Genomic DNA, 26,838 nt, shown 5'->3' with positions numbered 1-26,838 from the left:
TGTAACATACAAGAAAATCATTTTTATCATTCTCATCAAAAGTTTAAGCAGAAAAATCTCACTAATATTTGGAGCTCTCATTTACGATGCCAAAAGATACGCTATCATTATAAATTAATGTCTTGCCTTTAATTCTCGCCATTTGCGAACATTCATATTATGCTCTTCTAAGGTTCGAGAGAAAACATGTCCTCCTGAACCATCAGCAACAAAATAAAGCGCATCACTGCTTGGTGGATGTGCCACCGCTTTCAAAGAATCGCGACCTGGATTTGCAATAGCTGTTGGAGGCAAACCATTAATTTTATAAGTATTATAGGGTGTTTCCTTCTCAAGATCTGAACGGTAAATTGCACGACCCGATGGCTTTCCTTTTCCTCCAAAAAGACCATAAATTACCGTTGGATCCGATTGAAGACGCATCCGCTTTGCAAGGCGGTTATAAAATACTGCAGCAACCATTGGTCTCTCTGCAGCAACGCCTGTTTCTTTTTCAACAATTGAGGCCAATATGACAAATTCATCAATTGATTTAATGGGTAAATCAGGTGAACGCGCCGCCCATATCGCATGAATTAATTTTTTCTGTCCCTCATACAATCTGTTTATAATTTCTTTGCGCGTTGTCCCCCGAATAAAGCGAACAGTATCCGTCATCAAATAGCCTTCTGGCGGCAAAGTTTTTGGAAGCTCTCCAATCAAGATTTCATTTGTCGCTAATCGATCAAAAACTTGTTGAACCGTTAAACCTTCCGGTACTGTAAATGTATATTCAATGGATTTTCCTTTCACAAGAATATCCATAATATCTTGCATTGAAGCATAGGCTGGAATTAAATATTCACCAGCCTTCAGGTGGCTTGTGTTTTTGTGATAACCAACCCCATAAACAAAAATATCTGATGATCGAATGAAACCACGTTTTTCTAGCAATGAAGCAATTTCACGAATTCCTGTGCCAGGACTGATAAGGACAACTTGTTCTTCCTCAATTTTTCCCTTTTCTTCGAAAATACTTTTTCCAACATAAAGAGGAATACTTATGCCAAAGAGAATAATCACAATCAGCATGAGAAAAAAATGACCAAGAATAACCAACGGATTACGGACGATAGATGACTTCTTTTGTTTTTTATGTGTTAACATGCCTAATGATCTGCTCAATGATTTGAAGAGGAATCATTTATGTCCTTTAATGATGTTCCATTTTCCACATAGGACATAACCTCTCAATAGCGATTAAGGACAATATTATAATTTCTTATTCACCTTATAATAAAGGTGAAAATTCAAAAGTAGAAATTAAATAAAAATACTTAATTATCCCCTAAAACGTCGCATCACCAATGATGCATTTGTCCCACCAAATCCAAAAGAATTTGAAAGTATCGTATCAATCTTTCGTTCACGTGGTTTGTGCGGGACAAGATCGATTTTCGTTTCAATCGATGGATTGTCAAGATTAAGTGTCGCTGGCGCTATGTTATCGCGTATAGCTAAAACACAAAAAATAGCCTCAGCAGCACCAGCTGCACCAAGTAAATGCCCGATAGAGGATTTCGTTGATGACATAGAAACTTGTGGTGCATAACTTCCCAGAACACGTTCAACAGCTGCTAGCTCTATGGAATCAGCCATCGTTGATGTACCATGAGCGTTAATATAATCAAGTTCACTCACATTCACTTGTGCACGCTTAAGAGCGGCCATCATACTACGCTGTGCCCCTTCACCACTTTCTGAAGGCGCTGTAATGTGGTAAGCATCACCCGATAAACCATAGCCGATAACCTCAGCATAAATACGTGCTCCTCGTTTTTTTGCATGTTCCAGCTCTTCTAAAACAACAATTGCCGCTCCTTCCCCCATCACAAAACCATCACGATCAGCATCATAAGGACGTGAAGCTCGTTCAGGATCATCATTGCGGCAAGTAGAAAGAGCTCTACAAGCAGCAAAGCCCGCAAGAGATATCCGATTTATCGGAGATTCAGTTCCCCCTGCCACCATGACATCTGCATCACCGAACATAATCAAACGTGCCGCATCACCGATCGCATGGGCCCCCGTCGAACAAGCTGTCACAACCGAATGATTAGGTCCTCGTAAGCCATATTGAATAGACACATAACCAGAAGCAAGATTAATCAAACGACCTGGAATAAAAAAAGGAGAAACACGGCGCGGACCTTTATCACGGAGTGTATAACCCGCTTCAACAATGCCCTCAATTCCCCCAATCCCCGAACCGATCAATACCCCTGTACAAATCTGATCTTCATCACTCTTAGGAAACCATTCAGCATCAGAAAGTGCTTGGTTAGCAGCAGCCATTGCATAAACAATAAATGCATCAACCTTCCGCTGCTCTTTAGGTTCCATATACAAATCAGCATTATAGGTCCCCTCTGTTCCATCCCCTAAGGGGATACGCGCCGCAATCTGGCATGGCAAATCAGATACATCAAATTCAGTAATACGCCGAACACCACTTCTTCCTTCAAGAAGTCGCTCCCAACTATATTCAATATTACCAGCTAATGGAGATACCAATCCTAAACCAGTAATAACAACACGTCTCATAATTTCCAACCTTGAACTAAACTTCAGCTCTCAAAGCTCTCTTTTCAAAAGAGCTCCGAAAAATACAGGCAAAAGCAATGAATGCCTTTGCCTTTTAATAATCATGCAGAAGCTTTATCAATGAACTTGACTGCATCACCAACTGTGAAAATCGTTTCGGCAGCTTCATCTGGAATTTCTACACCAAATTCTTCTTCAAAAGCCATAACAAGCTCAACCGTATCAAGGCTATCAGCCCCTAGATCATCGATAAAGCTCGCATTTTCTACGACTTTATCAGCATTAACCCCAAGATGTTCCACAATAATTTTCTTAACGCGCTCTACTGTATCACTCATGTTGAAATCCTCGAATTTATATTTTCCTATAATTTGGTTAACTATATCGGTTCATCTAATCAAGTAAATAGATGCATTCCTTTAAAAGATTTTAGCAATGATTTAAAACATCCTGTGGATATTCCCTATAAAATGAACCAATCTGACATTCCGACATCAATTGATAACGACCATGTTAAAGAAATAGCGCATCTTTTCATTCCAATCGTTACTATCTAAAATAATACATCTTATAAATCAATGTGGAATACAAGAAAATACTTAAATCATTGCCATTCCACCATTAATATGGAGTGTTTGACCTGTCATATAGGCCGCTTCATCGCTCGCTAGATAAACAGCAGCAGCGGCTATTTCTTGCCCACTCCCCATACGCTTCATTGGAATCGCAGCCATAATGGCTTCTTTTTGCTTTTCATTAAGCTTATCTGTCATTGCCGATTTAATAAATCCCGGAGCAATACAATTAACAGTAATGTTTCGTGAAGCAATTTCTTGTGCCAATGCTTTGGAAAAACCTATCAAGCCCGCTTTTGCAGCACAATAATTCGTTTGTCCAGGATTTCCAACAACACCAACAACAGATGTAATATTAATAATCCTTCCATAACGACGACGCATCATAGAATGTGTTAATTCACGCGCCAAAAGAGAAGCAGCTGTTAGGTTAACTTCTAAAACATCATCCCAGTCTTTATCTTGCATCCGCACAAAAAGACCATCCTTGGTGATTCCTGCATTATTGACCAAAATATCAATACCATCCATTTCTTTTTCTGCAACTTCAGCCAATTGTTTAATTGATTGACGTTCAGAAAGATTAGCGGGAAACACAAAAACATTCCGCCCTAATTCTGCTGCCACTTCTTTAAGCTTGTCTTCACGTGTTCCATGAAGACCAACAATGGCTCCTTGTGCGTGGAAACAACGTGCAATTGCCTCACCAATTCCTCCCGATGCCCCTGTTACAAGAGCCTTACGTCCTGTTAATCTAAACATTTTTTTTAAACTCCTTATAGATTAAACGCCAAGCATTTCTAGCGCTGATTCTATTTCATCAACTGTTCCAATTGTTATCCCCCTTATATCCTTGTTAATACGGCGTGTTAAACCTGTTAATACTTTTCCAGAACCAACTTCAAAAAGCGTGTTGACCCCATTAGTGCCAATCCATTCTATTGTTTCACGCCATCGCACTCTCCCAGTCACTTGTTGAACAAGAAGAGCAGCAATACGCTCAGGATCGCTTTCTGGTGCAACAGAAACATTGGCAATCAAAGGAACAATAGGGGCAGTTTTGTTAACAGCCAAAAGTGCTTTCTTCATGGCATCAGCAGCAGGCTGCATTAAAGACGAATGAAAAGGTGCAGAAACCGGAAGAAGAAGTGCACGTTTTGCACCTTTTGTTGATGCAATCTCTAGCGCTGTCTCAACGGCTTTTGCCACACCTGAAATAACAATTTGCCCACCACCATTATCGTTGGCAATCTGGCATAGTCCTTCTTCAGAAACAGTTTCGCAAATTTCTTCCACAACGTGCTCTTCCAAACCGATAAGTGCGGCCATAGAGCCTTCACCAACCGCAACAGCAGCCTGCATAGCATTGCCACGAATGCGCAAAAGCCTTGCCGTATCTGTAAGACTCAATGTACCAGCAGCACAAAGAGCCGAATACTCGCCTAAAGAATGACCGGCAACAAACTTGATCTTTTCTTCTATACGAAGCCCTAATTGTTCCATCACACGAATGACAGCCATAGATACAGCCATTAATGCTGGTTGTGCATTGGTTGTTAACGTTAAAACATCTGCTGGTCCTTCAAAAATGATCTCTGATAATTTCTCACCCAAAGCATCATCAACTTCCTCAAAAACCATTCGCGCCGCAACAAATTGTTCTGTAAGCGCCTTCCCCATTCCTACAAGTTGACTCCCTTGCCCTGGAAAAATAAAAGCTGCACCCATTAATCGACTCCTTAATTGTGCCATTAAATGATTTTCTTTTGACCTTATTCATCCGCAAAAAGTCAAGACAAAGTGCTTTATTTAGAACGAATATCTCTTTTCAAATTATATTTTAAGGGCGGAATTTGATATAAAAACTTAGGAAAATAGGGGGCCATAAACTGAATAACACCCAAACTTATCAGACTTCCTAAAACTATACCTGCTAAAATATCAAAAGGATAATGTACCCCCACAAAAATGCGAGACCAACAAATCAAGCATAAAAATACCACAGCCAATTTAAAAGGACCTTTGTATCGGTAAAAATAAAAGTTTGCTGTATAAGATGCAATGGTTAAGGCGTGATTACTAGGAAAAGAAGCTGTTGGACGATGTTTAATCAGTGGTGTTGTCAACCCTACAACAAATGGGCGTTGATGAAAATAAATGAGAGAAATGAGATAACCTATAAAAAGAGCCGTACAAATGCTCATGCAAATGCTTAGCACGACACATCGTTCCCTTTCTCCACCACAAAACCACAATGCACAAAGATGAAGAGGAATAATGTAAATTAAAAACTTTGCACAAAAAATACTGAACAAAACTAAAATTGACCAAGACTGATGATTGCCGACAAACATCTTAAAGAGCGTAACATCAATCTGGTTTAAAAAATCCATTTTTCTCTCCTTTATCTGTATGTTACAGTACTATCTTTTTGTAGAAGAGGGAAATATATTGAAAATATATCAAGATTTAATAAATCTATTTTTTTATGGGTATAAACTTGCTATTTTAAGAAATAACCTGTAGATGTGAAATGTTCGTTGCCGGCACTTTAGCTGGAGGTTGAACGGAGGGCTGCAAAATACCAGTAGGAAATACAATGTTTCCGGCCTCCCGTGTCTCCGCTCTGAGATGTCTCACATTGTAAACGCGTCCTTTCTTCTTTGGATTTCCCAAAAAGACAAGTCGCAGAGGCTTTGCGCTAAAACCGGTAAGATTTAATTGAAGAAAGGCAAAACAATGGCTCTTTATGAACATATGTTCCTTGCCCGACAGGACGTTGCACCGCAGCAAGTTGATGAACTTTTGAGCCTTTACAAAGGTGTCATTGAAACGCACGGTGGAAAGGTTGGGCGTGTAGAAAATTGGGGACTTCGTCCTCTTGCTTACCGGATTCGTAAAAACCGTAAAGCTTATTACGTATTGATCAATATCGATGCACCAGCTGCAGCAATTGCTGAAATGGAGCGTCAAATGCGAATCAATGAAGATATTTTACGCTACATGACCATTCGTGTAGAAAAACATGAAAAAGAAAAATCTGCGATGCTTTCACACCTTGATCGCAATACGCACTTTGGTCAGGATGAAGAGCGTTCTCGTTCCCCACGTCGTCAACGTGAAAATGCTATAGAAGGGGTCGAATAATGACTGATACGAATCAAAACTCTGCACGTCGCCCTTTTCATCGTCGTCGTAAAACATGCCCTTTTTCAGGGGCTAATGCGCCTAAAATTGATTATAAAGATATAAAATTGTTACAGCGTTATATTTCTGAACGTGGGAAAATTGTTCCTTCACGAATTACAGCTGTTAGTCAGAAAAAGCAGCGTGAATTAGCTAATGCTATCAAACGCGCTCGCTTTTTAGGCTTACTTCCATACGTTATAAAGTAGACGATCAAGACATTCTAGCAACTGGAGAAGCTCTCTAGTTGCTTTTCTTATATGGTTTAGAGAATTAGAGAAATAGCTTACTGTATCCTATATTAAGCACTTAAATATCAAAGTTGAGGAATTAAAATGCCTCTAACTGCAGAAAGCAGGACAGCAATAAATGAAAAAAAATCGTACTTATGAGATATTAACCGGTGTTTTAGCGGGATTGTTTGCTGTTGTGATAGGAATGGCAATCATTAGTGTTGCTAATATCGCTCCCTATTTTTCTCTTTTTCTTGGCTGCTTTCTTTCATTGCCAATTTTTATTGTTGCATTTAATCAAGGAACATTTGCCAGCTTCGCTGCCTTAATAAGTGCAACTGTTATTCTTGCCATAGCTACGGATATCTATATTGCTGTTGGGCTTATGCTGTTATCCTTTCTTCCTGCTGTTTATGCCTCTTGGCTTCTTGGACTTGCGCGCCCAGCGCAAAAAGAAAACACACTGATATGGTATCCATTATCATCCATTATTTTTCATTTAACCAACTTTATTGCTCTTATAGTCACTTTCATTGGACTCTATGTGAAAGCTGCGATAGGCACCCCTCTCATTGCAAAAAAGATTATTGAAAATATAGTACAAACTCTACAACAATTGCAGTCATTAAAAGAAGATGATATACTCAATGTCCGTGAGTTTTTAATGGCGCATGCTGCAACTTTAGCTGCTATTTCCCTGACGATTTATAGTTTGATTTTTCTCATTGGTAATCTTTATTTTTCAGTGATAACAGCCCGATATATGAAGTGGCTGAAAAGACCTCGAGATGATTGGAGTGCAACTTTTCGCCTTCCAATTTCTGGAATTGTTATTTTCATCGCTGTTTCTATCGCGTCAATGACTGAATTGAGTGATTCTCTTAATTTGGGGACATGTGTCTTTAGCTCTGCCTATACTGTTATCATATCAATTAGTGGTCTCGCATATCTTCACAATATCACAAAAGGCGTCAACGGTCGGGTTATTATCCTTTTTCTTGTTTATATTGCTATGTTAACTATCGTTTTTTTACCACCTATTTCTCTCATGATGGTTTTGATGGGTATTTGGGCGGCTATTCAATACAATTTTCAATCACACAAAAAACTTCCCTAAATTTATTTGTTCGAAAGGAAAAACTATGGATATTATTCTACTTGAGCGCATTCCTCGTCTTGGTCAGATGGGTGATATTGTCTCAGTGAAAGATGGTTATGCACGTAATTTTCTCTTACCTCAAGGTAAAGCTTTACGCGCAAATGAAGCTAATAAAAAACATTTTGAAACCCAACGTGCACAACTTGAAGCACGCAATCTTGAACGCAAAAGCGAAGCACAAAAAATTGCTGACAAACTTGATGGTCAATCATTTATTGCTGTTCGTTCTGCTGGTGAAACAGGACAACTTTATGGATCTGTGTCAACCCGTGATATTGCTGAAATCATAACAGATGAAGGCTTCTCTATTGGGCGAAATCAAATTGAGCTTAATCATCCAATAAAAATGATCGGTCTTCATACGATTACTCTTAGTCTCCATCCTGAAGTTCAAATTTCTGTGGTTATTAACGTCGCACGTTCCACCAGTGAAGCACAACGCCAAGCAGAAGGTGAAACTCTTACCTCTGCTGAAGAAATATATAACATTCAAGACGAAATATTAGAAGAAAATCAGGAAGAGTTATTGATAGAAGAAATTAATGACAACGATATAAACACTCCTCATCAAGAAGCTTAATTGCTCCTTTTGTTTTCTGTTTTATATCTTTTATTCCATTTAAAATATTGGCCATAAAATACTCACGCTTTTAAATTGAGTATTTTATGGCTGTCATACATAAAGAATCTAATTTTTATGAAGAATTAGAAATATATCATCTAGAGATATTGCGTGCCCAAAATGATAATATCACTAAGAGGAAATGCTCTTATTTCTCCAGCATAAAAGCAAAAATAATCTAAAATTCTACCCTTAAGGGGAGAGTTTGCATGAGGGGTAGGTTTATTATATCCTCACGTAATCTACAATGATTTCAATTATAAAGAAGTTATTCTACTGACACTGGTATTAGAATTTTAAAATCACATAATTTCAAAACACTTCAATTCAGAGTCTAGGAACCTCCATTTTAAAAGTCATCTATTATAAAAATAGAACATACGAAATAGATGTTATATAAATAATACGCGAATGATAAATGAATAATTAGAAGAGAATTTTTAAAAATGATATGATTTTAACTTAAAATGAAGCTTTGTAGCTCTATTCTTTTAATATACGATTTTAAATTTATCGCCTAAAGTAGCTAGACTTGGAATTTTATGGGAAAATATTATGGAAGAAACTAGCATTGTTAATATCAGTTCTTCGAAAAAAGAAGATTCCCCTTCTTTTCGGCAACTTCCGCATAATATTGAAGCTGAACAAGCATTACTTGGTGCCATCTTTATCAACAATGATTCTCTCGACCGCGTTTCGGATTTTCTAAAGCCAGAACATTTTTTTGAGCCGTTGCATCAAAAGATCTATGATATTTTATCTCACCTTATTAAAACAGGAAAACTTGTAGATCCAGTTACGATTAAGCCTCATATCCAAATGGAAGAGAAAATTGGAGATATTACTGTATACCAGTATGTTGTTCGCCTAGCCAAAGAGGCAGTCACCATTATTAATGCTGAAGATTATGGACGCGTTATTTACGATCTTTTTATCCGTCGTTCTTTGATTAATCTTGGAACTGAAGTTGTCAATACAGCCTTTGATGCTCCTGTTGAGCTTACGCCTGCACAACAAATTGAAACTGTTGAAAATCAGTTATTTAAGCTCGCAGAAAAAGGGAAATATGGAGGCGGATTTGAAAATTTTAATGAGGCTATAAAAAAAGCACTTGATATGGCAAGTGCTGCGAAACAACGTTCTTCACAATTATCAGGGATAGCCACCCATATTAAAACACTTGATGAAAAAATGGGAGGATTACAAGCATCTGACTTAATTATTCTTGCGGGGCGCCCTGGTATGGGTAAAACTTCGCTTGCGACGAACATTGCCTTTAATATTGCCAATGCTTATAATCATAATGGTAATACCGAAGAAAATGAAGGGGGAATTGTAGGATTCTTCTCACTTGAAATGTCCTCAGAGCAGCTTGCAACGCGTATTATTTCTGAACAAACAGAAGTCTCTTCTTCTGATATTCGACGTGGTCATATTTCAGATGAACAATTTTCAAAAATCATCCGTGCGGTAAACCAACTCCAAAAGGCTCCCCTTTATATTGATCAAACTGGGGGAATATCAATTACGCAACTGGCTGCCCGTGCACGACGCCTCAAGCGACAACATGGTTTGGACGTTTTAATTATCGATTATATCCAACTCATGACAAGTAGCTCAAAGCGCTCATCTGAAAATCGTGTTCAAGAAATTACAGAAATTACGACGGGGCTCAAAGCCTTAGCCAAAGAGTTAAATATCCCTATTATCGCTCTTTCACAGCTTTCGCGACAAGTTGAAAATAGAACAGATAAACGTCCACAACTCTCTGACTTACGTGAATCTGGTTCTATCGAGCAAGATGCCGACATCGTTCTATTTGTTTATCGTGAAGAATATTATTTCAAAAATGAAGAACCAAAATTAGGCACTCTTGAACATGAGAAATGGCAAGATGAAATGGATAAAATTATGGGAAAAGCTGATGTTATTGTTGCAAAACAACGTCACGGACCGACAGGAATCGTATCCCTTGCCTTTCAGTCTGATTTCACACGCTTTAGTGATCTGGCAGATAGCAATTATCTTCCAGAACAAATTGGTTAAATCATCATGGTACGGAACCGTCTTCAATTTATCTGTCAAAATTGCGGAACCGTTCATTCTCGTTGGGCAGGGAAATGTAGCGCTTGTGGTGAATGATATCTCTTATTAAAGAGTTATTTTTCGATGATTTTAACCGTCATTAGCTGTCATTATTTGACATCTAAAAAACTCTCGAACAATATTAATCTTAATAATACATCTTTTAGTATTGCAAGTAGGACACATATATCTAAAATTCATAGCTACTTTAAATGTTGCTGTATTGTTCCTTCTTTTACAAAGTCTCCTTCTCACAAGACAATCATTTTCTTGTTATGAAATCCAAAAGAAATTGCTACTGTTGCGCAAGGCAAGCTATTATGTAAAATATCAGAAAATTTTCGCTTCACAGGACAATCTCTAATCTTTTAACAACAATACTTTTTAATCTGTCTGAAAAAACGACCTTCATTACCGCATATAAAAAAACAAGCTGTGTTTTAAATATTACAGTACAGAGAAAATTCTATAACATGCAAAATATTCTTGATATAAAATTGTATAAAAATTGATATCTAAACAAAGGGAAAGTATATAATTATGTTAGAAAAAAAAGAAGACTGCGATAGTGGATTTGACAGTCTTGAGAATGCCATCAAAAAAGTTATTGATATAGCAAGTGCTGCGAAGAAGCGCTCTTCGCAAATATCAGGGATAGCGACTCATATTCAAACACTTGATGAAAAAATGGGAGGATTACAACCATCTGACTTAATTATCCTTGCAGGACGCCCTAGTATGGGTAAGACTTCGCTTGCGACCAACATTGCCTTTAATATTGCCAATGCTTATAATCATAATGGTACTACCGAAGAAAATGAAGGTGGTGTTGTAGGATTCTTCTCACTTGAAATGTCCTCAGAGCAGCTTGCAACACGTATTATTTCTGAACAAACAGAAGTCTCTTCTTCTGATATTCGACGTGGTCGTATTTCAGAAGAACAATTCTCAAAAATTATTCGTGTGACGGAGCAACTCAAAAAAGCACCCCTTTATATTGATCAAACTGGGGGGATATCAGTTCCACAACTGGCTGCCCGTGCACGACGTCTCAAGCGACAATATGGTTTAGATATTTTAATTATCGACTATATCCAACTCATGACAAGTGACTTAAAATATTCATCTGAATATCGTATGCAAGAAATTACTGCGGAATTAAAAGCCTTAGCCAAAGAGTTGAATATCCCTATTCTTGCTCTTTCACAGCTTTCGCGCCAAGTAGAAAATAGAACAGATAAAAGCCCAAAACTTTCAGATTTAGGTGGATTTGGTTCTATTGAGCAAGATGCTGACATCGTTCTATTTATTTATCGTGAAGAATATTATCTCAGAAATGAAGAACCAAAGATTGGTAGCCTTGAACATGCAAAATGGCAAGATGAAATGGATAAAATTATGGGCAAAGCTGATGTTATTGTTGCAAAACAACGTCACGGACCAACAGGAATCGTGTCCCTTGCCTTTCAATCTGATTTCACACGCTTTAGTGATCTGGCAGATAGCAATTATCTTCCAGAACAAATTGGTTAAATCATCATGGTACGGAACCGTGTTCAATTTATCTGTCAAAATTGTGGAACCGTTCATTCTCGTTGGGCAGGGAAATGTAGCGCCTGTGGAGAATGGAATTCTCTTGTTGAAGAAAATATAAATGGTGGCATAGGAAGTGGTCCTAAGCAGAATACGCGTAAAGGACGCATTGTTGCCCTTACATCTCTTTCTGGAGATATCCAAGATGCTCCACGTATTCATTCTGGTATTGCTGAACTGGATCGTGTTACCGGTGGGGGCTTTGTCCGTGGATCAGCTCTTCTTGTTGGGGGTGATCCCGGTATTGGAAAATCAACATTGCTCACACAAACAGCTGCTGCTTTATCACGCAAAGGACACAATGTTATCTATGTCTCGGGTGAAGAGGCTATTGCGCAAATTTGTCTGCGCGCGCAAAGGCTTGGAGCTCATAATACAGAGGTAAAACTTGCTGCTGAAACCAATGTTGAAGATATTCTTGCAACCTTAAGCGAACATAAAAACCTTGATATGGTGATTATCGATTCGATTCAAACCCTATGGTCAGATACAGCAGATTCAGCACCCGGCACTGTCACACAAGTCCGTATTGGCGCGCAAGCTATGATACGCTTTGCCAAGAAAACAGGTGCTGCTGTTGTTCTTGTTGGTCATGTTACAAAAGATGGGCAAATTGCTGGTCCTCGGGTCGTTGAACATATGGTTGATGGTGTTCTCTATTTTGAGGGTGAGGGAGGGCATCATTATCGCATTCTTAGAACTGTAAAAAATCGCTTCGGGCCAACAGATGAAATTGGTGTCTTTGAAATGTCTGATAAAGGATTACGCGAAGTGATAAATCCCTCCGAATTGTTCTTAGGAGAACGTAATGAAAAAGCTCCAGGCGCTGCTGTTTTCGCCGGTATGGAAGGAACTCGCCCAATATTGGTAGAAATTCAAGCGCTTGTTGCTCCTTCTTCCCTTGGAACACCACGACGTGCGGTTGTCGGATGGGATGGAAATCGTCTTTCTATGATTTTGGCCGTTTTAGAAGCCCATTGCGGCATTCGTTTTGGGCAGCATGATGTCTATCTCAATGTAGCAGGTGGATATCGCATATCAGAACCCGCTGCTGATTTAGCTGTAGCCGCCGCTTTGGTATCCTCTCTTGCCAATATTCCTTTGCCAACGGATTATGTATATTTTGGTGAAGTCAGTCTTTCAGGAGCTACCCGCGCTGTTGCACATTCAGCCCAACGCATCAATGAAGCAAAAAAACTCGGCTTTCAAGGGGCATTTCATCCCACAACAACAACCGAAATGATGAAGTCGCTCAATTTTCAACAAAAAACTTTTTCCGACCTTCCCGAGCTCGTTGCCACACTTACTGCAAGTAAAAAATGGTCTGCATCACAGGTAGAATAATATAGAAAAAACTCTATAAAATACAAAAGATCCTTGCTATAAGAAAAAAAAATGGCATAACAAAAAATATATTTGTAGATTGACTTAAAAGAACACAAATTTAGGTATAAGGAACAAACAAATGATCATAACAATCCTTGATGGAATTGTCGTAGTAGTCATCCTGTTGTCCGCTTTTCTTGCTATGCTTCGAGGGTTTTCACGTGAAATATTATCGTTGGTTTCTTGGGCAATTGCAGCTGTTACGACACTGTTTTTATTCAAACCGGTCTTACCTTTCTTTGAACAATATCTCTCTAATAAAATGATTGCATTGATCACAACATTGGTCACAATTTTTATTATTGTTCTTATTATTACTTCAATTATTACAATGAAAATCTCCGACTTTATTATTGATAGTCGCATTGGTATCCTCGACCGCACTATTGGTTTTGTTTTTGGAGCATTTCGGGGTTTACTGATTATGGTCATCGGTATGTTGCTAATTAATGCCCTGATTAAACCCGAGCACCAAGCGAACTGGTTAAAAGATGCTAAAACAAGGCCTATTTTAGATTCTCTAGGACAAAAAGTTTGGGAAATACTCCCCAAAGATCTTGGATCTGTTCTCGAAAAGGCAGAAAATTTGTTTAAAGATAGCAATAAAAATACGCATGAATAACACTCTCGTGAAAAGACACTTTTAAAAAATAGGGAATAGCTTTTCATGCAGAAAGAGAACTAAATAATGTAAAATGTGATATGAATGATTCCTCCATATCACAAGTGAAAGAATATGATGATAAAAAGCGATATTTCCTGCCAAGAATTTTCATTAGATGATGATACCCTTCATGAAGAATGTGGGGTTTTTGGTATTCTTGGGCATGAAGACGCTGCAACATTAACAGCTCTTGGACTCCACGCACTTCAGCATCGTGGGCAAGAAGCAGCTGGGATTGTTTCTTACCATAATAAAATATTTCACCAAGAAAAGCATTTAGGTCTTGTTGGGGATCACTATACAAACCCTGCAACACTTGCACGTTTACCAGGAAATCGCGCTATTGGACATACCCGTTATTCCACAACGGGAGAAGTGGCATTACGCAATGTTCAACCCCTTTTTGCTGAATTGAAAGCTGGCGGCATTGCTATTGCGCATAACGGTAATCTTACCAATGGCCTTACATTGCGCCGTGAACTCATCGCTTCTGGTGCCATCTGTCAATCAACATCAGATTCAGAAGTTTTTCTTCATCTTATTGCCCGCTCACGTTATGAATCGTCCTCTGATCGTTTTGTTGATGCGATTCGGCAAGTAGAAGGTGGGTATGCTATGTTAGCGCTCACACGTACAAAGCTTATTGCAGCACGCGACCCCATAGGAATTAGACCTCTCGTGATGGGGGAACTTGATGGTAAACCTATCTTTTGTTCTGAAACTTGTGCTCTTGATATTATAGGAGCGAAATATGTCCGTGATGTTCAAAATGGAGAAATCATCATCTGTGAAATACAAAAAAATGGGGAAATTACGAAAAAAATTATAAAACCAGAAAATACAAAACCAGAAAAACTTTGCTTGTTTGAATATGTTTATTTTGCCCGTCCGGACTCAATCGTTGGAGGGCGTAGTGTTTATACAACACGTAAAAATATGGGAATTCGTTTAGCTCAGGAAGCCCCTTGTGAGGGTGATGTTGTGGTTCCTGTTCCTGATGGAGGAACGCCTGCTGCAATTGGCTATGCGCAAGAAATTGGAATTCCTTTTGAACTTGGTATTATTCGTAATCACTATGTTGGGCGCACTTTTATCGAACCAACACAACAAATTCGCGCTTTTGGAGTCAAGTTAAAACACTCGGCAAACCGTCCTGCGATTGAAGGAAAACGTGTTATTCTGGTTGATGACTCGATTGTACGGGGAACAACATCTCTTAAAATTGTACGAATGCTTCGCGATGCAGGAGCAAAAGAAGTTCATATGCGCATTTCTAGCCCTATGATTTTTTATCCGGACTTTTATGGTATTGACACACCTAAAGCTGAAAGCCTTTTAGCAAATCAATATCCAGATTTAAAATCTATGTGCAATTTTATTGGAGCGGACTCTTTAGAATTTCTTTCAACGGATGGATTATATCTTGCTGTAGCAGGAGAAAAACGAAATAACGCCGATCCACAATTTACTGACCACTATTTTACTGGATATTATCCTACGCATCTGGTTGATCAAGAAAATCTTTCCAAAATTCACCAATCATCTGTTCTTAAAACAAGAGATTAGTGATGACAAAATGTGACTTTAGTCTCCATGGGCGCGTTGCACTTGTTACTGGTGCATCAAGGGGGATTGGCTATTCTTTGGCGCTCGAACTTGCTGCACGCGGGGCTCATATTATTGCTCTTGCACGAACAGTCAGTGGACTTACTGAATTGGACAATAGAATTCGAGAAAAAGGGGCTCATGCAACCCTCGTTCCACTGGATTTGCATCATATGGAAAACATTGATACCCTTGCACTCTCAATTGCCAAACGCTGGAAAAAACTTGATATTATCGTTGCAAATGCAGGAATCCTTGGAACACTTTCACCAATAGCCCATATAGAAAACACGGTATTTGAAGATGTCTTCCAAATAAATCTTATCAGCCAATGGCGCTTAATAAAAGCCGTTGAGCCTTTATTACGTGAATCTGATGCCGGACGAGCCATCCTGTTATCGTCAAGCGTTGCGCATGTTGCGCGCCCTTTTTGGGGGGCTTACGCAGCCTCTAAAGCGGCTTTAGAAATGATTGCCCGCTGTTGGGCAGAAGAACTCAAACAAACCCCTATTAAGATTAATTGTGTCAACCCTGGAGCCACACGCACAGCCATGCGTGCTGAAGCTATGCCTGGTGAAGATCCACAAATGCTCCCCTCAGCACAAGAGGTTGCAAAAAAAATAATCCATTTGCTCTCTCCTGATTTAAAGGAAACTGGAAAACTCTTTGATGTCCGTAAAAATCGGTTTGTAGATTATCATAATCCTCATTGATCATCATCTGAGACGTCAATAGTTGAATCACCCTCTTTCCAGTGCTTCTCAACAGAAGAATGAAGCACTTTATGATTCTTGGAGAGCTTTAGCATCAGACTTTTTCTCTTCTAAAGCAGCGCGTTTACTATAAGCGATAAAACTGCAGGGGAGAAAAATTATATAGCCAACAGCCGTAAGCAATAAAGTTTCCCATGTATAAGTCGCAAGAAAACCAACATAAATGACAATAACCAACATGCACGGTATAACGATATCACGCCTCAAATTATGATCAATTGACTTTGCGTTCCACACTGGCAAACGGCTAATCAAAAGAAAAGAAATAATTACAGTATAAAGACTAAAAAACAATGCCCATCCCCTATTGGGAACCAAACCAAGGGCGCCTAGATACATAGGCAATAAAAGGAGTAACGCTCCTGCAGGTGCAGGAACACCAACAAAATAACTTTTCTGCCATTGAGGTATATCGGTGTTATCCAACATCACATTAAAACGCGCTAATCGTAAACAACAGGCAACACAATAAACAAGAGCTGCAACCCAACCAATGTGGTATGCTTGATTTAAAATAAAGGAATAAACAATAAGTGCAGGAGTAACACCAAAATTTACAATATCAGCAAGAGAATCCATCTGTGCTCCAAAAGATGAACTTCCATCTATTAAACGCGCAATACGACCATCAGCACCATCTAAAACTGCGGCCAAAAGCACCATTAAAATAGCAGCCTCATAGCGATTTTCAAAAGCTAAACGAATGCTGCTCATCCCTGCGCAAATGGCTAAAATAGTAATGATATTGGGAATAACATACCGCATTGATGTTGGTGAACGTCGCCGATTTGCAACATCATCATGCTGTCCCTCAGGATTGAATGAAGAAAATGGCGAAAAATTTTTCATTGGGTGACCCTAATCGTATCTGAAGTCCGTTATAGCACTCTTATCATCAAAAGAACCCAAAACTGTCTCTCCAGCAATGGCTGTTTGTCCAACTGCAACACGTAATTTCATTTCAGTTGGTATATAAATATCAAGGCGAGAACCAAAACGAATCAATCCAAATCGCTCTCCCGTGATAACAGCATCATTTTCTTTTGACCAACAAACAATCCGACGGGCAAACATCCCCGCTATTTGTACGATACCAATTTTTCCATGCTTGCTATCAATGACCACTCCATTACGCTCATTAAACTGGCTAGCCTTATCAAATTCTGCATTGGTAAACCGACCTGGATGATAAAGGATAGACTCTACTGTACCACTGATAGGAATACGGTTAATATGGCATGAAAAAACATCCATAAAAATGGATATACGGATCATTTCATCCTTCCCTAAACCTAATTCTTCAGGTGGCACACAAGATTCCACAAATGAAATACGCCCATCTGCAGGCGACATCACCCAATTTGAATTCAAAGGGATCACACGATCTGGATCACGGAAAAAGTAGATACACCAGACTGTAAGAATAAGACCACACCAAAACAACGGACTCCATATCCAGCCAAGAATGAGCGAAATAACAAAAAATGCTACAATAAAAGGGTAACCTTCTTTATGAATCGGCACAAAGCTATTATGGACAGATTGTAGAATACTCATATAATTTCCTATTCATCGTAAACTTAAACAAGCAATAAATCTTTTTGTTCCCCTTGTCTCTTTTTATGTATTTAATCAATCACTCCATATAAAGATATAGATTACATTTTACCCTCCTTATTTTTTTCGATTAACAATAGCCACCTCATCTTCTTGACGCATTTTACGTAATTTTTCTTCAGCTTGCGATGCTTCAAGCTGCTTATTCCACATTGAAGCATAGAGACCTTTCTTTCGTAAGAGCTCTGTATGCGTCCCATTTTCAATAATACGACCACTTTTAAGAACCAAAATTTCATCAGCATTGATAACCGTGGACAGACGATGCGCAATAATCAACGTTGTTCGTCCACGGCTTACAATATCCAATGCTTGTTGAATCTCCTGTTCTGTCGTCGTGTCAAGAGCTGCTGTTGCTTCATCTAGAATAAGAAGTGGGGGGGATTTTAAGAGTGTCCGTGCAATAGCCACACGTTGTTTTTCGCCCCCTGACAATTTGAGACCACGCTCTCCTACCATAGACTGAAAACCTTCCGGTAACATCTCAATAAATTTTGATATTTGTGCCATTTCAGCCGCTTTACGCATCTCTTCATCGGTCGCACTTGGTCGCCCATAGCGAATATTATAGGCAATTGTATCATTAAATAACACCGTGTCTTGTGGGACCATGCCGATCACTTCACGCAAACTTTTTTGTGTTATGTCACGAATATCCTGCCCGTCAATTGTGATAGACCCTGCATCAACATCATAAAAGCGAAAAAGTAATCGAGAGATGGTTGATTTACCTGCACCCGATGGACCGACAATAGCGACTGTTTTTCCTCCAGGGACTTCAAAATCAATATCTCTGAGGATCTGACGCGTCGAATCATAAGAAAACTTTACCTGATGAAAGCGAATGGTCCCATGGCTTATCTCTAACGGTTTAGCATTCGATTTATCAACGATCTCCTGCTGAACATCTAAAAGATCGAACATCGCTTCAATATCCGTTAAACCTTGTCGAACATCACGATAAATTGAACCAATAAAATTCAGTGGAATGGAAAGTTGCATTAAAAGAGCATTAATAAAAACAAAATCTCCTAAAGTTTGTGTCTTATAAAAAACTTCATAAGCTGACATCAGCATCATGATTGTCATGCCAATACCAAAGATAAGAGCCTGACCAAAATTAAGCCAGCTTAATGATGTCCAAATCTTTGTTGCGGCTTTTTCATAACCTGCCATGGAAGCATCGAAACGATCAGCCTCTAGAGTTTCATTGCCAAAATATTTGACCGTCTCAAAATTCAAAAGAGAATCAACAGCGCGCGTATTCGCCTCAGTATCTGCTGTATTCATTTGCTGCCGAATACGAATACGCCAATCACTCGCCTTAATAGTAAAAAAGGTATATAATAAAACCGTTATAACGACAATGAGAAAATAATACAGTCCGTAGTTGATGTAAAATACAAGAGCGGTTAATATAAATTCTAAAACTGTCGGTACGGTATTGAGAATCGAAAATCTTACGATTGCTTCGATTCCTTTTGTACCACGCTCAATCACACGAGAAAGCCCACCAGTCCGGCGTTCTAAATGGAATCGCAAAGATAGCTCATGAATATGTATAAAGGCTTTATAAGCTAATTGACGCACAGCGTATTGACCAACAGTCGCAAAAAGGGAGTCGCGTAATTGATTTAATCCAGCCTGCATCATACGTGCAACATTGTATGCCAAAACAAGCATGACGGGAATAATCCAACTGGATGGAAACCATTCAGGAAGCTGAAAGTTTGAATCAAGCATATTCGTAGAATATTTAAAGAAATACGGTACAGATATAAGAACAAGCTTAGCCAAAACTAGATAAAATATTGCCCATAGTACACGTATTTTTAGATCACGCCGATCGACCGGCCACATGTAAGGCCATAAATTGTAAAGTGTGTGCAGAGTTTTCCCTGTATCTGATGATACAGTTTTTGTCATTTCATTGCGTTTCATAAAGCTCTTACTTTTCTATCATCCACACAAACAGGCAAGACACCCCCCTGTGGTTGTTTATAAGTCTTTTATGCTTCCGATAAGCGATACCTACTCATTGTTTGAAGTTAGACTGTTTTTGAAAAAGGAACAAGAAATAATCCGCTATACAGTTTATTATTTTGATCTGTATTCTCATACCACTCTGCTGCAAATAAATTTTCAACTTTTACATGCTTTTTTTTCAATTCTGCCTGAAGCCACTTTTTTGTTTTACCAATCTCTTTAAGACCATCATCAATAACTTCACCATTTTCTACGACAATTATCGACTTCTTCCCCTCTTCCTTTTTAATAACAGTGCAATCACCATTGGTTTCCAAATGCACAAAAGCAGCTTCATGTAAGTGACACCCTTTAAGACGTAACATCGCAATGAGATCATTAACATTGATCCCTAAATTCTTAATCTTATCCATTTGAAAGTCCCCATCGAAAACCAATGTGACATTCCGCCCTGCAATAAGACGGCGAAAAAAAACTGAATAGCGTGCCCAAAAATTAAAGGAGGCGATCAAGGCTTGCCAAATCAGTAAAACAAGCAATAATTGAATACAGCTAATATTCTGATTATAAATGACTCCTCCAATAATACCTCCCATGACAAAATTGCTGACCAAATCAACGGGTGTCATCTGACTCAGACTCCCTCGACCCGTCGTTCTTAAAATAAAGAGAAAAGCAACAAGACCTACAGCCAGCTTAAGCGCAATATATCCGTAATGATATAAAAATTCCATTATATTCTCCCTCTAATTTATGAGAACTGCCGGAATAGGAAAATTAGAATCTTTTTATTTCCCACACAGTTATACGCTTACCACTTTGTGGATCCTTACTATCTTTTAAGAGAATCCCCTCGGCTGCAAGCTCACAACGAATTGTATCCGCAGCTTCCCACTCTTTATTATGGATAAGCCGCAGTCTTTCGGCAATGCGCTGATCAATAAATTTTGAATCAAGAGACGTTTTTTTTATAAATAATGGGCAGTCTATTTCTTTAATCCATTCTTGTCGTAATAGCCCTAATACATTCATCCCATTAGCAAGAGCCAAAGCATCCCTTGCTTTATAGAATTTTCGTAAAATCGTTAATGCTTTTGGCGTATTAAGATCATCACTGAGGGCGTCTATTAGAGTATTATCAATCGCTTCGTTTTTTTCCATCATACTCTTTTTACTGCGAAGCAACTCATACCAACGATACAGCTCACTGCTCGATTGTATTAAACGCTGCTCTGTCCAATTTAATGGTTCACGATAATGCGTTTGGAGCATCGAAAAACGTGCAGACAAACCCGCCCAATTTTGCTTCATCTCATCGGTTAACACACCATTAAATTCCGAAAAATTATTCTCTAAAACAGAACGAATGGTTATGAAATTGCCAAAGCTTTTCGACATCTTTTTACCTTCAACTTGTAAAAAACCGTTATGCATCCAAAAATTCGCCATTCGCTCTGTCCCAAAAGCTGAACAACTTTGTGCAATCTCATTTTCATGGTGAGGAAAAATTAAATCAAGTCCACCACCATGGATATCAAAAATATTCGCGATCGGATCATTACAAGTTAAACCACCACCATAGGGCGCTAATAACTTTGCCATTGACATGGCAGAACATTCAATATGCCAACCTGGACGACCTAAAACAGGAATTCCGCCTGGAGATTCCCAACCTGGCTCTCCTTCCGCAGAAGGCTTCCATAAAACAAAATCCATTTCCTCCCTTTTATAAGCGGCAACATCGATACGCGCCCCTGCCCTCATTTCATCTAAAGAACGATTTGCAAATGCCCCATAATGGGGAGGATTTTTTATGCTACTTATAGAAAATAATATATGGTTTTCCGCTTTATAAGCGTGCCCCTTTTCTAGTAGTCTTTCGATGAGCGCGCGCATCTCCTCTAAATGCTCCGTTGCGCGCGGCTGGCTGGTTGGCAATAAACAACCGAGCGCTATTGTATCTTGTTGAAACTGAGAATATGTGCGTTCTGTCAATTGACGAATAGCGTCATTCAGTGACAAGTTTGGATACTCACACGTAGCGCGTGCATTAATTTTATCATCAACATCTGTAATATTACGCGCGTATAGAACATGATTATTGCCATAAACATGACGTAATAAACGAAATAAAATATCAAAAACAATGACAGGGCGTGCATTTCCTATATGCGCATAATCATAAACTGTTGGGCCACAAACATAAAGACGTACTTTTGTTGGATCTATTGGTATAAAATTTTCTTTTTTACGTGTCAGCGTATTATAAAATCGCAATTTACTCATCATTATACTCCGTAAATGATATGACGCACTGCTCCTTTAGATGTCTCTTATCTCAAATGATCACATTAGGCGATTTAGACTAAAATTTTTACCTTATCGTCAATTCTTCTTCCCCTATTGTCAGTGAAGCTGTACCCATCATTTATCATAAAAACAATCTCTTTTATTTGATTAGACAACAGCATTCTATAGATAGAGAGCTTTTCTCTCCTTAAAGAAAACAACTTTAGACAAAATTTCATAGGGAATAGAATATTTATACAAAAATAGATCACAGGAAGCAAATCTTAAAATTTTAACCACACAAAGCTTCGTCAATATTTTCAATATTCCACAATGGGTTTCTTACTGTCTCTTACGCCCTATATTTTATAACCAGTCATTGAGAATAATGTCGCAATTAACCCTATTTTTAAAAATCGTTTTCATGACACAATTATTTTATCTGTACAGAGTTTTATTCAAAGAAAGCAATAAAAATAATGCGTAATGAATTGAAAAAAATCATTCTTTTAATATTTCTTGTCATTTCAATCCCAACCTTCGCGCAACAACCTCCACCCTATGAGAAAAAATTACTTCGCCTCGCAGAAATTTTGGGATCACTGCATTCTCTCCAAAATCTCTGTGAACCTCCAACAAACCAATGGTATGATTACATGAACGCACTGATTGAAGCAGAACACCCCATTCCACAAAGACGCGCTTATTTTTATGAAGCATTTAATGAAGCGTATCGTGCTTTCTCAGAAAATTATCATCATTGTACACAAGCAGCCATTGAAGCCAATCAAAGATACTCTGAGGAAGGAAGAGCTTTATCTGAAAGCCTTCTCATGCATTATAACAACTAATTTGTATAAAAAGCATCTCCTTCGATTTAAGCAATATAAATGATGCCCCTTCACAAGTGAAGAGATCAATAAATTTCTTTTGAAAAATAAAGAATTTTTTGAAAAATAATCCCTCGCTATGCTTTTATTCTTGTGCGGCCTTTTCTCTGTAGAAAATCATTCTTTGGCTGCCGTCCTCCTTAAAGGATGAAGATTCTTAATCCAATCTGATTTGTAAATAGCCCAAGTGTTCGTGCGTCCCACTTATCTTCTCACTCATGTGATGTACTTTGAGACTCTATTCAAAATCCTAAGAACCTTTATCACGCACTTAAAAAAATATCTATGTGTCGAGGAAGCTCGATATACCCTATATCACATCATCGCTCTATAAAGGATGGTGTTTTTGTGATATAATAAGATAAAGCTTATGCTGTTTACGCCAAAGTTTCTATAAATTTAACAGGCTCACCTTGTGAAGGTGTGACAATTTCACCTTCCCACATAACACGCATACCACGAATAATAGTCCCGACAGGCCAACCTTTAACTTTTTGACCATCATAAGGTGTCCAACCGGCCCGCGAACCAATTAAGCTATTCGTAATAACTTCTTCTCGCTTAAGATCAACAATGGTCAAATCAGCATCATATCCGACAGCAAGACGTCCTTTACAGCTTATACCAAAAATACGACTAGGGCCATGGGAAGTGAGATCAACAAAACGCTCAAGGGATATTTTTCCTGCATTCACATGGGTTAACATAATTGCTGCCGTTGTCTGTACTCCTGTCATTCCTGAAGGTGAAGAGGGATAAGATTGAAGCTTTTCTTCCAAAGTATGAGGCGCATGATCTGAGCCTAAAACATCAATAATCCCTTGTTGAACACCGTACCAAAGAGCTTCACGATGGCGCGGTTCACGAATAGGTGGATTCATCTGGATTAATGTACCAAACTGCTTATAATCATCAGCAGTAAGAGTCAAATGATGGTGTGTCACTTCAATTGTTGCAACATCTTTATGTTTTTTTAGAAAATCAATTTCTTCTTCTGTCGAAAGATGTAACACATGAATGCGTGCTTTCGTCTCATGAGCAATTTTTACCAAACGCTGCGTACACTTTAAAGCGGCAATCTCATCACGCCAAACTGGATGTGAGGATGCATTCCCCTCAATACGCAATATTTTACGCTCTTTAAGCCTTTCCTCATCTTCAGAATGAAAAGCCGCACGACGGCGTGTATTTTTCAAAATAAGGCGTACACTTTCATCATCATCGACCAAAAGATCACCGGTAGAAGACCCCATAAAGACTTTAATTCCAGCGGCACCAGGAAGTCTTTCTAATTCAGACAATTCATGAGCATTTTCACGCGTTCCTCCAACCCAAAATGCAAAGTCACAATGCATTCGATGAAATCCGCGCTTAACCTTATCGCTTAATGTTTCTTCTGATATTGTCAATGGATTGGTATTAGGCATCTCAAACACTGCTGTAACCCCTCCTAACACAGCAGAATATGAACCACTTTCCAAATCCTCTTTATATTCATTGCCGGGCTCACGAAAATGCACTTGACTATCAATAATTCCCGGCAAAATATGAAGCCCCGTACAATCAATCACCTCACCAGCCGAAGCACATGTAAGGTCGCCAATTTCAGCAATGCGGCCATTTGTAACACCAATATCACGCTTGCTTCTTCCATCATGATTTACAAGTGTTGCACCTTTAAAAATTGTATCAAATGTTTTAAACATAGGCAGGCTCCTTACATATTGCTCACTTATCGATTATGTAACTTTGAGCAGAAAGGCAAGAACCATGATTGAAAAACAAAATGCCATTTGCTTAAAAAACCGCGGAATTATTCAAATTACAGGCGAAGAAACAACAGATTTTTTGCAATCCCTGATCACAACAGATATCAAAAAAATCAGTCTCCAAGAAATTTTTCCTGGAGCCCTCTTATCGCCACAAGGAAAGGTCCTTGCTGATTTTCTTATCGGTAAAAGAGAAGATGGTTATTTTATTGATATTGAGATGTCTTTGGCCGATACACTCTACAAACGTCTATTGCTCTATAAACTGCGTAAAAAAGTAGAAATTACTCAACCATTACAAGATCTTGTTACAGTTTCTTGGAAAAATGAATCAGATACTTTAAACTTTGATTCAAGTTTTGTTGATAAACGCTTCCCAGAACAAAAAAAAATAATACGAATCTACGGTAAAATTCCTTTTTTAGCTTCAGAAGATTATGATCCATGGAATCAATTGCGTATTCGTTATGCAATTGCAGAAAGCGGTCAAGACTATGAAGTTGGCAAAGTCTTTCCTCATGATATTAATTACGATCAAATCAATGGACTTGCATTCAACAAAGGGTGTTATATTGGACAAGAAATTGTTTCACGAATGCACCACCGCCGCGCAGCACGCCGCCGTATTTTAATTATAAAAAGCCAATCTGATCTCCCCCCTCAATCGAGCATTGAAGCAGAAACAAAAATACTTGGCCACTTGGGAACATGTGTTGCAAATGAAGCTCTTGCTTTAATGCGTATTGACCATGTCAAAGATGCTATGGATCATAATATTCCCTTTACCGTAAAAAACATTCCTGTCACCATACATATTGCTGAAAATATGAATTTTACCTTTCCTGAAAATACTGTAGAAAACACGCATGGCTAAAGCTGAATTATTAAAAAATGGAGAAGCACGCGCTTGGCAAAGAATGCTCTCTGGACGCAGACTTGATCTTCTCAATCCTTCTCCTTTTGATATTGAAATTGAAGATATTGCCCACGGGCTTGCTCGCGTAGCACGTTGGAATGGTCAAACACGAGGAGAGCATGCCTATTCGGTTGCACAACATTCACTTTTGGTTGAACAAATATTTCAAAAACTTTTTCCACAGTCGCTAAAGTATGAATGTCTCTGTGCTCTTCTTCATGATGCACCAGAATATGTCATTGGCGATATGATTTCACCCTTTAAAGCTATCATAGGAAAACAATATGAACGTATTGAAAAGTGTATCCAAGATGCGATCCACATGCGCTTTTCTCTTCCTGTTGATCTTTCTCAAAAACTTTTAAAAAAAATCAAACAAGCCGACCGTATTGCTGCATATCATGAAGCGATCATGCTTGCTGGATTTAATACAGAAGAAGCCCTTCGCTATTTTGGCTCTCCCAATAATATTTCACCCGATGATCTTCATTTACACCCCTACTCTACACAACAAATTGAAAACGCATTTTTAATTCGCTTCAATGACTTAGATGCCCCAAAACTATAGACTCTTCACATTGTTGATTTCTTGTCATTACAGACTCATCACACTGATGTATAATAATTCATTGTTTTTCATGATGAATGAGAGCCCCGAATATCCCTAGGATTCACTCATTTCAGACCATCTTATACTAAATCAATCAAAATCATTTGCTTGCATATCATACGCGGGAGATGACTTATGTGGATAAAAACTGTACAAGAGGATTAAAAATGCCGCTTCTGAACCATTTCGAGTGCCAAGCGCTTATCGCATATTGGGAATTGGCAAGGTGTGTGATGATTCCCGCTTGCTTTTTTATGAAACGTAAAGATTATCGTGCTTTATAAATTCTTCCTAAAA

23 protein-coding genes and 3 pseudogenes are annotated in these 26,838 nt (G+C 38.6%); 14 read left to right on the top strand and 12 right to left on the bottom strand.

The genetic code is table 11. From position 1 onward, the window contains the following. Positions 1-114 precede the first annotated feature (114 nt). The 6 genes and pseudogenes from mltG to CER18_RS01565 form a co-directional block, all read right to left on the bottom strand. Positions 115-1,223 (bottom strand): annotated as a pseudogene (gene mltG / locus CER18_RS01590) (endolytic transglycosylase MltG). Positions 1,224-1,320: 97 nt separating this feature from the next. Continuing rightward, complete coding sequence (gene fabF / locus CER18_RS01585; protein WP_100128381.1) at positions 1,321-2,583, bottom strand: beta-ketoacyl-ACP synthase II; 1,263 nt, start codon at positions 2,581-2,583, stop codon at positions 1,321-1,323. 101 nt (positions 2,584-2,684) lie between these two features. Continuing rightward, positions 2,685-2,921, bottom strand: coding sequence for an acyl carrier protein (locus tag CER18_RS01580; protein ID WP_004860281.1), 237 nt, complete (start codon positions 2,919-2,921; stop codon positions 2,685-2,687). Positions 2,922-3,182: 261 nt separating this feature from the next. Then, a complete protein-coding gene (fabG, locus tag CER18_RS01575; protein WP_100128359.1) occupies positions 3,183-3,920 on the bottom strand; it encodes a 3-oxoacyl-[acyl-carrier-protein] reductase in 738 nt (245 codons plus the stop codon). A gap of 21 nt (positions 3,921-3,941) precedes the next feature. After that, entirely contained in the window at positions 3,942-4,886 is a 945-nt protein-coding gene (gene fabD, locus CER18_RS01570) for an ACP S-malonyltransferase (RefSeq protein ID WP_100128358.1), read from the bottom strand. 77 nt (positions 4,887-4,963) lie between these two features. Then, a complete protein-coding gene (locus tag CER18_RS01565) occupies positions 4,964-5,551 on the bottom strand; it encodes an undecaprenyl-diphosphatase (RefSeq protein WP_100128357.1) in 588 nt (195 codons plus the stop codon). Between the two features lie 346 nt (positions 5,552-5,897). Here CER18_RS01565 and rpsF point away from each other — a divergent pair, with 346 nt between their 5' ends. The 11 genes and pseudogenes from rpsF (at position 5,898) to CER18_RS01510 (ending at position 16,404) form a co-directional block, all read left to right on the top strand. After that, positions 5,898-6,305: a 30S ribosomal protein S6 gene (gene rpsF / locus CER18_RS01555; protein ID WP_100128356.1), complete on the top strand. Its 408-nt coding sequence runs from the start codon at positions 5,898-5,900 to the stop codon at positions 6,303-6,305. After that, positions 6,305-6,553, top strand: coding sequence for a 30S ribosomal protein S18 (gene rpsR / locus CER18_RS01550; protein ID WP_005773744.1), 249 nt, complete (start codon positions 6,305-6,307; stop codon positions 6,551-6,553). Before rpsF ends, rpsR begins: the two co-directional genes overlap by 1 nt. 160 nt (positions 6,554-6,713) lie before the next feature. Then, the gene (locus CER18_RS01545) at positions 6,714-7,694 is read left to right on the top strand and encodes a hypothetical protein (protein ID WP_100128355.1); all 981 of its coding nucleotides are present in this window, start codon (positions 6,714-6,716) and stop codon (positions 7,692-7,694) included. Between the two features lie 25 nt (positions 7,695-7,719). Beyond that, positions 7,720-8,316 carry a 50S ribosomal protein L9 gene (gene rplI / locus CER18_RS01540; protein ID WP_100128354.1) on the top strand — a complete coding sequence of 199 codons (597 nt, stop codon included), beginning with the start codon at positions 7,720-7,722 and terminating at the stop codon, positions 8,314-8,316. Between the two features lie 597 nt (positions 8,317-8,913). Continuing rightward, complete coding sequence (locus CER18_RS01535; RefSeq protein ID WP_100128353.1) at positions 8,914-10,404, top strand: replicative DNA helicase; 1,491 nt, start codon at positions 8,914-8,916, stop codon at positions 10,402-10,404. Positions 10,405-10,410: 6 nt separating this feature from the next. After that, positions 10,411-10,497 (top strand): annotated as a pseudogene (locus CER18_RS09945) (hypothetical protein); the annotation flags it as partial. A gap of 537 nt (positions 10,498-11,034) precedes the next feature. Continuing rightward, positions 11,035-11,976: pseudogene (locus CER18_RS01530) on the top strand (DnaB-like helicase C-terminal domain-containing protein); the annotation flags it as partial. Positions 11,977-11,982: 6 nt separating this feature from the next. Next, positions 11,983-13,380, top strand: a complete 1,398-nt coding sequence (radA, locus tag CER18_RS01525) for a DNA repair protein RadA (protein ID WP_100128352.1) — start codon at positions 11,983-11,985, stop codon at positions 13,378-13,380. Between the two features lie 121 nt (positions 13,381-13,501). Then, entirely contained in the window at positions 13,502-14,044 is a 543-nt protein-coding gene (locus CER18_RS01520; RefSeq protein WP_100128351.1) for a CvpA family protein, read from the top strand. Positions 14,045-14,161: 117 nt separating this feature from the next. Then, positions 14,162-15,652 carry an amidophosphoribosyltransferase gene (gene purF / locus CER18_RS01515; protein ID WP_100128350.1) on the top strand — a complete coding sequence of 497 codons (1,491 nt, stop codon included), beginning with the start codon at positions 14,162-14,164 and terminating at the stop codon, positions 15,650-15,652. A gap of 2 nt (positions 15,653-15,654) precedes the next feature. After that, positions 15,655-16,404, top strand: a complete 750-nt coding sequence (locus CER18_RS01510) for an SDR family NAD(P)-dependent oxidoreductase (RefSeq protein ID WP_100128349.1) — start codon at positions 15,655-15,657, stop codon at positions 16,402-16,404. Between the two features lie 69 nt (positions 16,405-16,473). On the opposite strand, the gene pssA is transcribed toward CER18_RS01510, so the two are convergent. The 5 genes from pssA to cysS all read right to left on the bottom strand — a co-directional run bounded on the left by pssA (position 16,474) and on the right by cysS (position 22,353). After that, entirely contained in the window at positions 16,474-17,313 is an 840-nt protein-coding gene (gene pssA / locus CER18_RS01505) for a CDP-diacylglycerol--serine O-phosphatidyltransferase (protein WP_100128348.1), read from the bottom strand. Positions 17,314-17,322: 9 nt separating this feature from the next. Next, entirely contained in the window at positions 17,323-18,021 is a 699-nt protein-coding gene (locus CER18_RS01500; RefSeq protein ID WP_100128347.1) for a phosphatidylserine decarboxylase, read from the bottom strand. A gap of 117 nt (positions 18,022-18,138) precedes the next feature. Then, a complete protein-coding gene (locus CER18_RS01495) occupies positions 18,139-20,022 on the bottom strand; it encodes an ABCB family ABC transporter ATP-binding protein/permease (RefSeq protein WP_100128346.1) in 1,884 nt (627 codons plus the stop codon). Between the two features lie 107 nt (positions 20,023-20,129). Further along, positions 20,130-20,801: a DUF421 domain-containing protein gene (locus CER18_RS01490; RefSeq protein ID WP_100128345.1), complete on the bottom strand. Its 672-nt coding sequence runs from the start codon at positions 20,799-20,801 to the stop codon at positions 20,130-20,132. 43 nt (positions 20,802-20,844) lie between these two features. After that, positions 20,845-22,353 (bottom strand): cysteine--tRNA ligase, encoded by a 1,509-nt coding sequence (cysS, locus tag CER18_RS01485; protein WP_100128379.1) that lies wholly within the window; start codon positions 22,351-22,353, stop codon positions 20,845-20,847. A gap of 482 nt (positions 22,354-22,835) precedes the next feature. Between cysS and CER18_RS01480 the strand changes: the two genes are divergently transcribed. Beyond that, on the top strand, positions 22,836-23,207 hold the full coding sequence (locus tag CER18_RS01480) for a TIGR02301 family protein (protein ID WP_100128344.1): 372 nt from the start codon (positions 22,836-22,838) through the stop codon (positions 23,205-23,207). A 416-nt stretch (positions 23,208-23,623) separates the two neighbouring features. Here the strand turns inward: CER18_RS01480 and CER18_RS01475 are convergent, their stop codons facing one another. Further along, complete coding sequence (locus CER18_RS01475) at positions 23,624-24,952, bottom strand: dihydroorotase (protein ID WP_100128343.1); 1,329 nt, start codon at positions 24,950-24,952, stop codon at positions 23,624-23,626. A gap of 64 nt (positions 24,953-25,016) precedes the next feature. Between CER18_RS01475 and CER18_RS01470 the strand changes: the two genes are divergently transcribed. Then, positions 25,017-25,889 carry a YgfZ/GcvT domain-containing protein gene (locus tag CER18_RS01470; RefSeq protein WP_100128342.1) on the top strand — a complete coding sequence of 291 codons (873 nt, stop codon included), beginning with the start codon at positions 25,017-25,019 and terminating at the stop codon, positions 25,887-25,889. After that, complete coding sequence (locus tag CER18_RS01465) at positions 25,882-26,499, top strand: YfbR-like 5'-deoxynucleotidase (protein WP_100128341.1); 618 nt, start codon at positions 25,882-25,884, stop codon at positions 26,497-26,499. Before CER18_RS01470 ends, CER18_RS01465 begins: the two co-directional genes overlap by 8 nt. Positions 26,500-26,838 lie beyond the last annotated feature (339 nt).

This window comes from Bartonella tribocorum (assembly GCF_002777915.1).
Taxonomy (GTDB): domain Bacteria; phylum Pseudomonadota; class Alphaproteobacteria; order Rhizobiales; family Rhizobiaceae; genus Bartonella; species Bartonella tribocorum_A.
The sequence above is the reverse complement of the archived record's forward strand: the minus strand, read 5'-3'. Positions and strand labels throughout refer to the sequence as shown.